The sequence below is a fragment of the Brevundimonas sp. FG128 genome (assembly GCF_057809775.1).
In genome coordinates, this window is the sequence record NZ_JBMDKP010000001.1 from 335,761 (window position 1) to 349,072 (window position 13,312).

General features: G+C 68.3%; 13 protein-coding genes. 10 read left to right on the forward strand and 3 right to left on the reverse strand.

Annotation, left to right across the window (positions count from 1 at the left end; translation table 11 throughout):
* Positions 1-16: 16 nt before the first annotated feature.
* Entirely contained in the window at positions 17-1,021 is a 1,005-nt protein-coding gene (locus tag ACODSC_RS01715) for a zinc-binding alcohol dehydrogenase family protein (RefSeq protein WP_488811226.1), read from the reverse strand.
* Between the two features lie 89 nt (positions 1,022-1,110).
* Between ACODSC_RS01715 and ACODSC_RS01720 the strand changes: the two genes are divergently transcribed.
* From ACODSC_RS01720 to dxs, 5 genes are all read left to right on the forward strand, one after another.
* Positions 1,111-2,034 carry a histone deacetylase family protein gene (locus ACODSC_RS01720; protein WP_488811228.1) on the forward strand — a complete coding sequence of 308 codons (924 nt, stop codon included), beginning with the start codon at positions 1,111-1,113 and terminating at the stop codon, positions 2,032-2,034.
* Between the two features lie 40 nt (positions 2,035-2,074).
* A complete protein-coding gene (locus ACODSC_RS01725; RefSeq protein ID WP_488811230.1) occupies positions 2,075-2,737 on the forward strand; it encodes a histidine phosphatase family protein in 663 nt (220 codons plus the stop codon).
* Between the two features lie 48 nt (positions 2,738-2,785).
* A complete protein-coding gene (locus tag ACODSC_RS01730) occupies positions 2,786-3,037 on the forward strand; it encodes an exodeoxyribonuclease VII small subunit (RefSeq protein ID WP_488811232.1) in 252 nt (83 codons plus the stop codon).
* Positions 3,038-3,116: 79 nt separating this feature from the next.
* Positions 3,117-3,992: a polyprenyl synthetase family protein gene (locus ACODSC_RS01735; RefSeq protein ID WP_488812132.1), complete on the forward strand. Its 876-nt coding sequence runs from the start codon at positions 3,117-3,119 to the stop codon at positions 3,990-3,992.
* Between the two features lie 56 nt (positions 3,993-4,048).
* Positions 4,049-5,962, forward strand: coding sequence for a 1-deoxy-D-xylulose-5-phosphate synthase (gene dxs / locus ACODSC_RS01740; protein WP_488812134.1), 1,914 nt, complete (start codon positions 4,049-4,051; stop codon positions 5,960-5,962).
* 5 nt (positions 5,963-5,967) lie between these two features.
* Here the strand turns inward: dxs and ACODSC_RS01745 are convergent, their stop codons facing one another.
* Together ACODSC_RS01745 and gcvA are read right to left on the reverse strand one after the other, a co-directional pair.
* Positions 5,968-6,699 (reverse strand): NYN domain-containing protein, encoded by a 732-nt coding sequence (locus tag ACODSC_RS01745; protein WP_488811234.1) that lies wholly within the window; start codon positions 6,697-6,699, stop codon positions 5,968-5,970.
* Between the two features lie 32 nt (positions 6,700-6,731).
* Entirely contained in the window at positions 6,732-7,661 is a 930-nt protein-coding gene (gene gcvA, locus ACODSC_RS01750) for a transcriptional regulator GcvA (protein ID WP_488811236.1), read from the reverse strand.
* Between the two features lie 124 nt (positions 7,662-7,785).
* Between gcvA and cysG the strand changes: the two genes are divergently transcribed.
* Genes cysG through ACODSC_RS01775 form a run of 5 tightly spaced genes read left to right on the forward strand, consistent with a single transcriptional unit; the run spans position 7,786 to position 13,207 of the window.
* Positions 7,786-9,171 (forward strand): siroheme synthase CysG, encoded by a 1,386-nt coding sequence (gene cysG, locus ACODSC_RS01755; protein WP_488811238.1) that lies wholly within the window; start codon positions 7,786-7,788, stop codon positions 9,169-9,171.
* Positions 9,168-9,443 carry a DUF2849 domain-containing protein gene (locus ACODSC_RS01760; RefSeq protein WP_488811240.1) on the forward strand — a complete coding sequence of 92 codons (276 nt, stop codon included), beginning with the start codon at positions 9,168-9,170 and terminating at the stop codon, positions 9,441-9,443. Before cysG ends, ACODSC_RS01760 begins: the two co-directional genes overlap by 4 nt.
* Positions 9,443-11,110, forward strand: coding sequence for a nitrite/sulfite reductase (locus tag ACODSC_RS01765; protein WP_488811242.1), 1,668 nt, complete (start codon positions 9,443-9,445; stop codon positions 11,108-11,110). The genes ACODSC_RS01760 and ACODSC_RS01765 overlap by 1 nt, the downstream gene beginning before the upstream one ends.
* Positions 11,097-12,173 carry a phosphoadenylyl-sulfate reductase gene (locus ACODSC_RS01770; RefSeq protein WP_488811244.1) on the forward strand — a complete coding sequence of 359 codons (1,077 nt, stop codon included), beginning with the start codon at positions 11,097-11,099 and terminating at the stop codon, positions 12,171-12,173. Before ACODSC_RS01765 ends, ACODSC_RS01770 begins: the two co-directional genes overlap by 14 nt.
* 35 nt (positions 12,174-12,208) lie before the next feature.
* Positions 12,209-13,207, forward strand: coding sequence for a cysteine synthase A (locus ACODSC_RS01775; protein WP_488811246.1), 999 nt, complete (start codon positions 12,209-12,211; stop codon positions 13,205-13,207).
* Positions 13,208-13,312 lie beyond the last annotated feature (105 nt).

Consider the following 13,312-nt stretch of genomic DNA (forward strand, 5'->3'; position numbering starts at 1 on the left):
CCCATAAAGGCTGACATCAAAAGCCGTCCAGCGCGATCTTGCCGATGGTCGCGCCGCTTTCCAGCCGGCGGTGACCCTCAAGCAGATTTTCGACCGACAGCACGCCGAGGTTTTCGGTCAGGGTGGTGCGGACGGCGCCGGCGTCCACCAGGCGCGAAACCTCCGTCAGCAACCTGTGCTGTTCGATCATGTCGGGGGTCTGCTGCACCGGTCGAGTGAACATGAACTCCCAGACGAAGCCGGCCGCCTTCTGCTTCAGCAGTTCGACCGGCAGCCCCTTGAAGTCGTCGATGGCGCCGATCACGCCCTGCACCGCAAGCGCGCGGGCCAGGGCTTCGAAATGGGCCTGTGTGTGGGTCAGGGATGCGATATATTTCGGCGCGCGCTCGCTGGCCGCCGTCAGGGCGTCGTCGATCGGGCCGGAGTGATCGATCACCGCGTGGGCGCCCAGGTCCAGGCACCATTGACGGGTTTCGGGACGCGAGGCGGTGGCCACGACACGCAAGCTGGTGACGGCGCGGGCGATCTGGATCAGGGCCGAGCCGACGCCGCCGGCGCCGCCGACGATCAGCAGGCTCTCGTCCTCGTCCTTGCCGGCTTTCAACCGGTCGAACAACAGCTCCCAGGCCGTGATGACGGTCAAGGGCAGGGCGGCGGCCTCTGCGAATGTCACGGACTTGGGCTTGGGGCCGACGATTCGTTCGTCCACAGCCTGGCGTTCCGCGTTGGAGCCTGGCCGGTCGATCTGGCCGGCATAGAAGACCTCGTCCCCGACCTTGAACAGGCTGGCGTCGTCGCCGACGCCGATCACCACGCCGGCCGCATCATAACCCAGGATGCTTGTCTGGCCTTCCTCGGGCTGGCGGCTGGCGCGCACCTTCGTGTCCACGGGGTTCAGGCTGACGGCCTTGACCTGAACCAGCAGGTCGCGTGGGCGCAGGATCGGTTCGGGCGCCTCGAAGGCGACCAGGGCGGCGGGGTCGGTCGCGGGGCGGGGGCCGGTCGTGCCGATGGCCTTCATGACGATCTCCTCGGGCTTGTTTCGTCGCCTTGCAAATCGGCTTGCGATAGGCTGGCCGCAAGGCGCATCTGAGAAATGATCAACCCGCCATGAACCCTCTGCCGATCTTCACCCATCCGTCGATGCTGACCCATGCGCCGGGCGCAGGCCATCCTGAAAGTCCCGAGCGGCTGAAGGCGGTGCTGGAGGCCTTGGCTGACGCAGGGCTCGCGGGCGACCGACGCGGGGCGACGCCGGCCGAGGTCGAAGATCTGGAGCGAGTGCATCCGGCAGCCTATGTCGCGCGCCTGCTGGACGCATCGCCGGTCGAGGGGATGATCCAGCTTGACGCCGACACCGTGCTGTCGCCCGGCAGCGTCCCGGCGGCGCGGCTTGCGGCGGGGGCGGCGATCGACGCGGTCCGGGCCGTGGCGCGGGGCGAGATGAACCGCGCCTTCGCCGCCGTGCGGCCGCCGGGACATCATGCGGAGCCCGACCAGGCGATGGGCTTTTGCCTGTTCTCGTCCGTCGCCATTGCGGCGCGCGTGGCTCAGTTCGAGGGGATGGCGCGGGTGGCGGTGGTGGATTTCGACGTTCACCACGGCAACGGCACCCAGGCGGCGTTTCAGGCTGACGACAGCCTGTTCCTGGCCTCCATCCATCAGATGCCCCTCTATCCCGGCACCGGCGCGGCGTCGGAGACGGGCGTCGGCAATATCGTCAACGCTCCGGTGGAGCCCCATGCGGCGCGCGAGACCTGGCGGGCGACCTTCGCCGGCGGGCTGATGCCGGCGCTGGAATCGTTTCGCCCGGACCTGATCCTGATCTCGGCCGGATTCGACGCGCATCGCCGTGATCCGCTGGCGCATCAGTCGCTGGAGGCCGAGGATTTCGCCTGGGCGACCCGCGCCGTTCTGGAGGTCGCGCGAAAGACGTGTGCGGGCAAGGTTGTATCGGCGCTCGAGGGCGGTTACGACCTTGAAGGACTAGGCCGCTCCGCGGTCGCCCACGTCGCCGCGCTCGGGGAGGACTAGGACGCTTAACGCCTTGAAACCAAAGGCCCGTCCGCTCGTCATGTCAGCCCCAGCTCTGTCCCTCGATTCGACCGAAAACGCCGCGCTCCCGGCGCCCGCGTCAGCGCCCTCCGGCGCGCTTACGGCGGTGCGGCCCGGCGCCATCACCCTGACGCGCCACGGCGAGCCGGCCCTGTCGCGCAAATGCCTGATCACGGCGCGCCAGTACGGCGACTGGTGGGCGAAATACGAGATCGGCGGGCTGCTGGCCGGTCAGACCCCGCCGGCCGAGCTGGTCGCCACGGCCCAGGGCGCCGGCGCCATCTACGCCTCGACGCGCCAGCGCGCGCAGGAGACCGCCGCCGCCGTCGCCGCCGGGCGCGAGGTGATGTCGGACGTGATGTTCATCGAGGCGCCCCTGCCGCCGCCGCCGGTGCCGGAATGGATCAAGCTGTCGCCGAAATGGTGGGGCGTGGTGTCGCGCTTCTGGTGGCACGCCTTCGATCACCATGACGGCCAGGAAACCCGCGCCCAGGCCGAGGCCCGCGCCCAGCTCGCGGCGCAGAAACTGATCGACCGGGCCGAAGGCGGTCAGGACGTGCTGGTCTTCGCCCACGGCTATTTCAACCATATGGTCGGTCGCGCGCTGAAGGCGGATGGCTGGAAACTGGTCCAGAACCAGGGCTTCAAATACTGGTCGCAGCGGCGTTACGAGAAACGATAGCCGCATCCGGCGTTGATGCGGCACGAGCGGGCCTTTAGGGTCCGCCCCATGACCGACACCGCCGCCCCCATCCCCGCCGATCTCAGCTTCGAAGACGCCCTGCAGCGCCTGGAGACCATCGTGTCCCGGCTGGAGTCCGGCCAGGCGCCGCTGGAGGAATCCATCGCCCTGTACGAAGAGGGCGCCAAGCTGAAAGCCCACTGCGAGGCGCGGTTGAAGGCGGCGCAACTGCGTGTCGAGAAGATCGTGGTCGGACCCGACGGCCAGGCCAAAGGCGTCGAGTCGGCGTCGTTCGAATGAGCCTTCGCCGCGTCAGCCCGCGCACGGCCGGCTGGTCGTCTTGAACCGCGTCATCGCCGCCAATTCGCCCGAGCAGGCGGTGATCGACCGCGTGGGCGAGGTCGCGGACCTGGTCACGGTCGCGCTGGACGAGCTGTTGCCGCGCGCGGAAGGCCCGGAATCGCGGCTGACCGAGGCGATGCGCTATGCGGCGCTCGGGCCCGGCAAGCGGTTGCGGCCCTTCTTCGCGCTGGAGGCCGCGCGTCTGTTCGACATCGACGAGCGGTCGGTGCTGCGCGCCGCCTGCGCCCTGGAATGCGTCCACGCCTACAGCCTGGTGCACGACGACTTACCGTGCATGGACGACGACGACGTGCGCCGGGGCCGCCCCACCGTCCACCGCGCCTATGACGAGGCGACGGCGGTGCTGGCGGGCGATGCGCTTCAGACCGCGGCCTTCGACATCATCCTGCACGAGGACACCCACGACGACGCGGCCGTGCGGTGCGAACTGGCGGCGCGCCTGTCGCTGGCGTCCGGCGCACGGGGCATGGCGGGCGGCCAGATGATCGACCTGCTGGGCGTGCGCGACGACCTGGGCGGCGTGGCCCGGATGCAGCGGCTGAAGACCGGCGCCCTGTTCGCCTACGCCTTCGAGATTCCTTTGATCATCGCCGACGCGTCGATGTCGCATCAGCACGCCCTGATCAGCTTCGCCCACGACGTCGGCCTGGCCTATCAGATCGTCGACGACCTGCTGGACGCCGAAGGGTCGGCCGAGGAAATGGGCAAGGCGGCGGGCGGTAAGGACGCCGCCCTGGGCAAGACCAATTTCGTCACCCTGCTGGGGCTGGATGCGGCGCGGCAGAGGGTCGCACACTTGGCTTCCCAGGCCCGATCCCACCTCGAACCCTTTGGTCACGAGGCCGAAATCCTCAGGGCCAGCGTGGACTTTGTGCTAAAGCGCCGGTCCTGATACGAAACGTTGATCCGACCTTCGGGTTGATCAATCAGACTTCCAAGGTTTTTCGGTTGATGCCCGACACCCCCCTGCTCGACACCGTCAAGTTTCCCGCCGACATGCGGAGCTTCGACATCGCCCAGCTGAAACAGCTGGCGCAGGAGGTGCGGGCCGAGACGATTGATGCGGTGTCGGTGACGGGCGGCCATCTGGGCGCAGGCCTGGGCGTGGTCGAACTGACGACGGCGCTTCATCACGTGTTCGAGACGCCCAAGGACATCCTGATCTGGGACGTCGGGCATCAGTGCTATCCGCATAAAATCCTGACCGGACGGCGCGACCGCATCCGCACCCTGCGCCAGGGCGGCGGCCTGTCGGGCTTCACCAAGCGCAGCGAGAGCGAATACGACCCGTTCGGCGCCGCCCACGCCTCGACCTCGATCAGCGCCGCCCTTGGCTTCGCCGCCGCGCGTGATCAGAAGGGCGAGAAGAACCGTGTCGTGGCCGTCATCGGCGACGGCTCCATGTCCGCCGGCATGGCCTATGAGGCGATGAACAATGCGGCCGAGGCGACCAGCGGCCAACTGATGGTCATCCTGAACGACAACGACATGTCGATCGCACCCCCGGTGGGCGGGATGAGCGCCTATCTGGCCGGTCTGGTGTCGGGCGGGGCGTATCAGAACGTCCGGCGGCTTGGGAAATCCGTGGCCCAGCACCTGCCTCGCCCGTTCCGCAAGGCGGCGAAGAAGGCCGAGGAATATGCGCGCGGCATGGTCACCGGCGGCACCTTCTTCGAGGAGCTGGGCTTCTACTACGTCGGTCCCATCGACGGGCACGACATGGACAATCTGGTGCCGATCCTGAAGAAGGCGGCCGCCATCGAGGACCGGCCAGTCCTGGTCCACGTCGTGACGCAGAAGGGCAAGGGCTACGCCCCCGCCGAATCCAGCGCCGACAAGCTGCACGCCGTGGTCAAGTTCGACGTGGTGTCGGGCAAACAGGCCAAGGCCATCTCCAACACGCCCAGCTACACCAAGGTGTTCGGGACCGAGCTGATCAAACACGCCAAGATCGATCCTTCGATCGTGGCGATCACGGCGGCCATGCCGTCGGGCACGGGGCTGGACCTATTCGGTCAGGCGTTCCCTGAGCGCACCTATGATGTCGGCATCGCCGAACAGCATGCGGTGACGTTCGCGGCCGGGCTGGCGGCGGACGGGATGAAGCCGGTCTGCGCCATCTATTCCACCTTCCTGCAACGCGGTTACGACCAGGTGGTGCACGATGTGGCGATCCAGTCTCTTCCGGTGCGGTTCGCCATGGACCGTGCGGGTCTGGTCGGATCGGACGGGGCGACCCATGCCGGGTCGTTCGACATCGGCTTCATGGGCGCGCTGCCCGGCATGGTGCTGATGGCCGCCGCCGACGAGGCGGAGCTGGCGGCGATGATCTCGACCAGCTTGGCCATCGACGACCGGCCCAGCGCCTTCCGCTATCCGCGCGGCGACGGCGTGGGCGTTGAGATTCCCGAGCTCGCCGCCCCGCTGGAGATCGGCAAGGGCCGGATCGTGCGCGAGGGGACCTCGGTCGCCATCCTCAGCCTGGGCACCCGCCTGCAGGAATCGCTGAAGGCGGCGGACATGCTGGCGGCCAAGGGCGTGTCGGCGACGGTGGCGGACGCCCGGTTCGCCAAGCCCTTGGACGCCGACCTGATCCTGCGTCTGGCGCGCGAGCACGAGGCTCTGATCACGGTCGAGGAAGGCGCCATGGGCGGCTTCGGCGCCTTCGTGCTGCAACTGCTGGCCGAGAAGGGCGCGCTGGACGGCGGGCTGAAAATCCGCACCCTGAACCTGCCCGACGTCTTCCAGGATCAGGATGCGCCGATGGCCATGTACGCCCAGGCCGGTCTGAACGCTGACCACATCGCCGCCGCCGCGCTTCAGGCCCTGGGCGTGTCCGCCAGTCAGGCTGTCCGCGCCTAACGTCCTCAGGCGCGGTCGCGAATCCGCATCGCGCCGCGCTCGCCCGTCTCCACCTCGAACCGGCCGGTCGCGCGGATCAGGTCCGACAGTTTGGCGTAGCCGTAGGTGCGCTGGTCGAAGTCGGGATAGGCGTTGCGCAGCCGATTGCCGATACCGCCCACCGCCACCCAGCCGTCGCCGTCCTCGTCCATGTCGGCGATGATCGCAGCAATAAGGCGCGCCGCTTCCGATGGTTTGCGCTTGGTCGCCGGCGCCTCGGCCACGGGCGACTTGGCGCCGGCGTCGACCGGAACAGGCGCGATCAGGTTCTCGGTATAGATGAAGCGGGTGCAGGCCTGGCGGAAGCTTTCGGGCGTCTTCTGCTCGCCGAACCCATAGACATCGACGCCTTCCTCGCGGATGCGCGCGGCCAGCCGGGTGAAGTCGGCGTCCGACGACACCAGGCAGAAGCCGTCGAAGCGCCCCGAATGCAACAGGTCCATCGCATCGATGACCAGGGCGATGTCGCCCGAGTTCTTGCCCTTGGTATTGGCGAAATTCTGCTGGGGCTGGATGGCGAAACGGGCCAAGACCCGCGTCCAGCCGGCGATCTGCGGGCTGGCGAAGTCGCCATAGATGCGCCGCGCCGAGGCCTCGCCCAGGGTGGCGATCTCGTTGAACAGCGCCTCGGCGATGCGGGCGGAGGCGTTCTCCGCGTCGATCAGGACCGCGAGGCGCGGGGCCTTTTCGTCAGCCATGGCGGATGTCCTTTTCAATATGAGGCCTGAGCCTACAGCTGACCCATCGTATTGTCGTGATCAACGGCCTGTTTCTTCAGCCAGCCGACGAAGGCGGTCGCGCTGGGCGACGGCGGGCGGTCGCGGGGCTGGACGACGTAATAGGCGAACCCGACCGCTTCCGACCCGTCGGGGAAGGGCGCCACCAGCCGCCCCGACGCCAGGTCCGCCTGGGCCAGGGTGCGTTTGGCCAGGGCCACGCCGCGTCCCGATATGGCGGCCTCGATCAGCAACCCCGACTGGTTGAAACGCGATCCCCGACGCGGATCGGGATGGCGAATGCCGCGCGCCTTCAGCCACATGGCCCAGTCCGGGCGGCTGGGGTCGCCGTCATTGGACATGTCGTGCAACAGGGTATGGCCGATCAGGTCGCCCGGCTTGCGAATGGGCTTGTCGCCATCCATCAGCGACGGCGCGCAGACGGGCAGGACCGTCTCTGTCATCAGCCGATCGACCGTCAGGCCCGGATAGTCGCCGGGGCCATAACGGACGGCCAAGTCCACCTTGCCCTCGGTCAGGTCGGCCGGCTCCATGTCGGCCGAGATCCAAAGCTCGATTTCCGGGTGAGCGGTGTGGAAGTCGTCCATGCGCGGCATCAGCCATTTGGAAGCGAAGCCGGGCGCCACGCTGATCGACACCTGTTTGCGGCGCGGCGGCTCGCGCAACAGGGCCGAAGCGTCCATCAGCCGTTCGAACCCCTCGCGCAGCAGCGGCACGGAGGATCGACCCAGATCGGTCAGCTGAAGGCCCCGCGCCTCGCGCACGAACAACGGCCCGCCCACGATGTTCTCCAGCAGACGGATCTGCTGGCTGACCGCGCCGGGCGTCACCGACAGTTCGTCGGCGGCGCGCGAGAAGTTCAGGTGACGCGCGGCGGCCTCGAAGGCGCGGAGGGCGTTGAGCGGGAGCAGGGAACGGGCCATCGCCGTTAGAAATCCTATCAGCGAGACAAAGGCAATCTGGTTTGCGGGGCTGGATGCAGAAGTCGAAGGTCCGCGTCCTGCCGTTGTCCCTGTTTCCTCTCCCGACGGCCCTGAAAGCAAGACGATGCGTGTATTCCTCGCCTCCATCCCGCTGGAGGCCGCAAAGATCGTGATCATCGGCGGCGGCGAGCCCGCCCTCGCGAAGCTGCGACTGTTCCTGAACACCCCGGCCGAGGTGATCTGGTTCGCACCGGACGGCTCGCCGCCAAAGATCGAGACGCCTCTGACGGCGCCGGAGCCGGTGCTGCGCACGCCAGAGGCTGGCGACCTGGCAGGTGCGCGCCTGGTCTTCATGGCGCTGGACGACGCCCAGGAACTGACGCGGTTGGGCGCCGTGGCGCGGGCGGCGGGGGCCCAGGTCAATGTGGTCGACAAGCCCCATCTGAGCGACTTTCAGACTCCGGCCCTGATCGACCGGGACGAGGTGGTGATCGGTGTCGCCACCGGCGGCTCGGCGCCCATACTGGCGCGCGACGTGCGCTCGCGGATTGAGGGCGTGCTGCCGGCCGGTCTGGCCAATGTGGCCCGGCTGGCGCGCGAGCTGCGCGACACGGTCAAGACCAATGTGCCGGACTTCATGGCCCGGCGTCGGTTCTGGGAAAAGGCCTTCCGGGGACCGGCGGCCGATCTGGCGGCGGCGGGCCGCACCGCCGAGGCGCGGCGCGAGATGCTGCGTCTGCTGAATTCGGCCGCGCCGGAACAGGGCGTGGTCCATATCGTCGGGGCGGGCCCGGGCGACCCCGAACTGCTGACCTTGAAGGCGTTGCGCGTGTTGCAGGACGCCGACGTCATAATCCACGACCGTCTGGTGCCGGACGCCGTGCTGGAGCGGGCGCGGCGCGACGCCAAGCGGCTGTATGTCGGCAAGGCGCGTGGCGAACATTCGGTGCCACAGGACCAGATCGAGGCCCTGATGATCGAGGAGGCGCGCGCCGGCCACCGGGTCGTGCGGCTGAAGGGCGGCGATCCCTTCGTCTTCGGTCGCGGCGGCGAGGAGCTGGAGGCGATGCGTGCGGCGGGCGTGCCGGTCTTCGTGGTGCCCGGCGTGACAGCGGCCCTGGCCTGCGCGGCGTCGGCGGGGATCCCGCTGACCCACCGGGAGCACGCCCAGGCGGTGACATTCGTGACGGCCCAGGCCAAGCCGGGTGGGATCGATGCCGACTGGACGCGGTTGGCCGGGCCGAACCACACGCTGGCCATCTACATGGGATCGGACCGGGCCGAGGAGACGGCGGACAAGCTGATCGCCGCCGGGCGACTGGGCTCGACCCCCGTCGCCATCGTAGAGAACGGAAGCCGACCGGACGAGCGGGTTCTGACCGGCCGACTGGACGGGCTGGGCGCCCTGGTGCGCGGCGCCAATCTGACGGGGCCGGCCCTGTTGTTCGTCGGCGAGACGGCGGCGTTTTCGGCGGCCCAGCTGGACGTGCGAGCGGAGTTCGCGGCGTGAAGATCGTCACCGCAAACCGTCTGTCGGACGGCCGGGTCATCTATGCGGGCCTGGACAACCAGCCCGTCGAGGGCATCGACCAGGCCTCGGTGCTGGACGAGGCCACGGCCGAGATCGTGCTGGCCGAAGTCGCCGGACGACCCGATATCTTCGTCAATCCCTACGCCGTCGAGGTGGAGGGCCATACGCCGTCGGGCCGTGACCGGCTGAAGGAGCGCATCCGTTCGGCCGGGCCGACCGTGGGCCACAGCGTCGCGGGAGGCGTGGCCTGATGTACCGCTATGACGAATTCGACCACGCCCTGGTGCGTGAACGGGTCGAGGAGTTTTCCGACCAGGTCGCCCGCCGCGCGTCCGGCGCCCTGACCGAGGACGAGTTCAAGCCGTTGCGGCTGATGAACGGCGTCTATCTGCAACTGCACGCCTATATGCTGCGGGTCGCCATTCCCTATGGGACCTTCAACAGCCGCCAGATGCGCCGGCTGGCCAATATCGCGCGCACCTATGACAAGGGCTACGGCCACTTCACCACGCGCACGAACATTCAGTACAACTGGCCCGCCCTGACCGACCTGCCGGCCATGCTGCGCGATCTCGCCGAGGTCGAGATGCACGCCATCCAGACCTCGGGCAACTGCATCCGCAACACCACGACCGACGTCTTCGCCGGCGCCGCCGACGACGAGATCGAGGATCCGCGCCCCTGGTGCGAGATCATCCGCCAGTGGTCGACGATCCACCCGGAATTCAGCTTCCTGCCGCGCAAGTTCAAGATCGCGGTGATCGGCGCCGAGAAGGACCGGGCGGCGATCCGCACCCACGATGTCGGCCTGCAGATCGTGAAAGGCGAGGACGGCGGAACCGCCTTCCGCGTCTTCGTCGGCGGCGGGCAGGGGCGTCTGCCGCATATCGCGCAGGAAATCGCGCCGGCGGTGCCCGCGGCCGATCTGCTGGCCTATCTGACGGCCATCTTGAGGGCGTGGAACCTGCTGGGGCGACGGGACAATATCCATAAGGCGCGGATCAAGATCCTGGTCGCCTCGGTTGGGCTGGAGGCCTTCCGCGAGGAGGTGGACCAGCACTACGCCACCCTGCGCCATGAAGACCTGCGGATCCCTGAGGAAGAGGCCGAGCGGATCAAGGCCTATTTCGCCCCGCCGCCCTTCGAGGCCCTGCCTAAGGCCAGCGCCCCGTTCGACCGCGCCCTGCTGGCCGATCCGGACTTCGCCCGGTTCGCGCGCAATAATGTGCGGCGTCACCGCCAGGCGGGCTATGCCTCGGTGGTGGTGTCGCTGAAGCCGGTCGGGGGCGTGCCGGGCGACATTACCGCCGACCAGATGGACGCGGTTGCGGATCTGGCCGAACGTTACGCCTTCGACGAACTGCGCGCCGCCTATGAGCAGAACCTGGTCTTGCCGCATGTGAAGCTGGACGACGTGCCGACGCTCTGGCGGGCGTTGCGCGAGGCGGGCTTGGCGACGGCCAACGCCGATCTGGCGACGGATGTCATCGCCTGCCCGGGGCTGGACTATTGCAGCCTGGCCAACGCCCGGTCGATCCCCGTCGCCCAGGCCCTGTCGAAGCGGCTGGCCGATATGGACTATCAGGAGAGGCTGGGGCCGGTCCGGATCAATATGAGCGGCTGTATCAACGCCTGCGGCCACCACCACGTCGGCCACATCGGCGTGCTGGGCGTCGATCGGAAGGGCGAGGAATACTACCAGATCACCGTCGGCGGTTCGCCTGACGAACAGGCGGCCCTGGGCGACATCGTCGGCAAGAGCCTGCCGGCAGACGAGGTCGCGCCCGCGATCCAGCGGACCCTGGACCGCTATCTTGAAATCCGCGCCGACGGCGAGCGGTTCATCGACACGGTCCGCCGTGTCGGACCCGACCCCTTCCGCGACGCCATATACGAGACGCTCGATGCAACGGCTTGAAAGCATTCAGAACGGGCTGCGCCTGTCGGTGATGACCCCGCTGGAGGAGGTCGAGGCCGCCGCCGCCAACGAAGACACCCTGGTGCTGGAGTTCGAAGCCTTCCGCGACGGGCGCGGCTTCTCGCTGGCGGCGGTGCTGCGCGAGCGGGGCTATGCCGGGCGGCTGATTGCGGCGGGCAAGGTCTTGCCGGATCAGGCGCGGCATCTGCGCCGCTCGGGTTTCGACGCGGTGGAGTTGGCGGCGGGCACGGACACGGCGGCCTGGGACCGGATGGATCAGGCGTTCAGCGCCTCCTATCAACCCGCCGTCGATCCCGCGCCGACCATCTGGCAGCGTCGCCGTGCGGCGTCGAACGATCGCGATCTGGACGCGCTGGCGGACAGGCTGAATCGCGAGACGGCGGGCAAGGACGCATCCGGGATCGTGAAGGCGGCGCTGGACCCGGCGCTGGGTCTGCGGGTCGGCGCCATCTCCTCCTTCGGCGCCGAGTCCGCCGCCTTGCTCGACATCATCGCCAGCGAGAACAAGGACGTGCCGGTGGTCTTCCTGGAGACCGGCCAGCATTTCCTCCAGACCCTGTCCTATCGCACCCAACTGACCAAGGCCCTGGGGCTGAGCGACGTTCGGCTCGTGACGCCGGATGCGGATGAGAAGGCGCGGCTGGACGCCCGCGACGACCTGTGGCGGACCGACGCCGACGCTTGCTGCGACCTGAGGAAGGTGCGGCCTCTGGCGCGGGCGACGGCAGGGTTCAACGCCGTCATCACCGGGCGCAAACGCTATCAGGCCGCGACGCGGGCCAAGCTGAAGCCGTTCGAGGTGCTGGACGGGGTTCTGCGGATCAATCCGCTGGCGAACTGGGACGCCGACGACGTCGAGGCCTGGCTGGACGAGAACGACCTGCCGCGCCACCCGCTCGTCGAGCAGGGCTATCGCTCCATCGGCTGCTGGCCGTGCACGCGGGCGGTTCAGGACGGCGAAGATACGCGCGCCGGGCGTTGGTCGGGGATGGACAAGGTCGAGTGCGGCATCCACCTAGGCAGGCGTCAGGTCGCAGCCTGATCTTCTCCCGTTCGACCTCGCCTGAAAGCTGAAACGTGTCCGTCACATCGTCCGTCATCGACCTGATCGGCCATACGCCGCTGGTCCGCCTGAACCGCCTGTCTGACGAGACGGGCTGCGAAATCCTGGGCAAGGCCGAGTTCATGAACCCCGGCGGCTCGATCAAGGACCGCGCCGCCCTGTCGATCGTCCAGGGCGCGCGGGCGTCCGGCGCGCTGAAGCCGGGCGGGACCATCGTCGAGGGCACGGCCGGCAACACCGGCATCGGCCTGGCCCTGGTCGGCGCGGCCCTGGGCCATCCGGTGGTGATCGTCATCCCCCGCACCCAGTCGGAAGAAAAGAAATCGGCTATCCGCTCGCTGGGCGCGCGCCTGGTCGAGGTGGACGCCGCCCCCTTCTCCAGCCCCAACCATTTCGTCCATTATTCGGGGCGTCTGGCGTCTGAACTGAACGAGAGCGAAGAGGCGGGCGCCATCTGGGCCAACCAGTTCGACAACACCGCCAACCGCGACGCCCATTATATGACGACAGCGCCGGAGATCTGGGAGCAGACGGGCGGCAAGATCGACGCCTTCGTCTCGGCCGTCGGCTCGGGCGGCACCATCTCCGGCGTCGCCGCCTATCTGCGTGAGCGCAAGCCGGAGGTGAAGATCGCCCTGGCCGATCCTGCCGGCGCGGCCCTGTTCAACTGGTACACCTTGGGCGAGATGACGGGCGAGGGCTCGTCTATCACCGAGGGGATCGGGGTGGCGCGGATCACCGGCAATCTGGAGGGGTTCAAGCCGGACCACGCCTATCGGATCGAGGACGCCGAGTTCCTGCCGCTCCTGTTCGACCTGGTGAAGCACGAAGGCCTGTCGCTGGGCGGATCGGCCGGGGTCAATGTCGCCGGGGCCTTGCGGTTGGCGCGCGAGATCGGGCCGGGCAAGACCATCGTCACCTGCCTGTGCGATCCGGGTTCGCGGTATGCGTCCAAGCTGTTCAATCCGGAATTCCTGCAGTCGAAGGGCTTGCCGGTTCCGGGGTGGGCGTAAGAGCTCACCTCCCCGTTCGCGAAGGCGAATGGGGAGGACAGGTCGCGAAGCGACCAGGAGGGGGCGACTCTAACAGTTGTGGTGACCATGGCAGCGTCTGACACC

What these genes read in the sequence shown, in the direction of transcription:
- ACODSC_RS01715 (WP_488811226.1), bottom strand. Translation starts at nt 1,021, where the DNA reads ATGAAGGCCATCGGCACGACCGGCCCCCGCCCCGCGACCGACCCCGCC.
- gcvA (WP_488811236.1), bottom strand. Translation starts at nt 7,661, where the DNA reads ATGGCCCGTTCCCTGCTCCCGCTCAACGCCCTCCGCGCCTTCGAGGCC.
- cysG (WP_488811238.1), top strand. Translation starts at nt 7,786, where the DNA reads ATGCGTGTATTCCTCGCCTCCATCCCGCTGGAGGCCGCAAAGATCGTG.
- ACODSC_RS01730 (WP_488811232.1), top strand. Translation starts at nt 2,786, where the DNA reads ATGACCGACACCGCCGCCCCCATCCCCGCCGATCTCAGCTTCGAAGAC.
- ACODSC_RS01720 (WP_488811228.1), top strand. Translation starts at nt 1,111, where the DNA reads ATGAACCCTCTGCCGATCTTCACCCATCCGTCGATGCTGACCCATGCG.
- ACODSC_RS01725 (WP_488811230.1), top strand. Translation starts at nt 2,075, where the DNA reads ATGTCAGCCCCAGCTCTGTCCCTCGATTCGACCGAAAACGCCGCGCTC.
- ACODSC_RS01745 (WP_488811234.1), bottom strand. Translation starts at nt 6,699, where the DNA reads ATGGCTGACGAAAAGGCCCCGCGCCTCGCGGTCCTGATCGACGCGGAG.
- ACODSC_RS01765 (WP_488811242.1), top strand. Translation starts at nt 9,443, where the DNA reads ATGTACCGCTATGACGAATTCGACCACGCCCTGGTGCGTGAACGGGTC.
- ACODSC_RS01770 (WP_488811244.1), top strand. Translation starts at nt 11,097, where the DNA reads ATGCAACGGCTTGAAAGCATTCAGAACGGGCTGCGCCTGTCGGTGATG.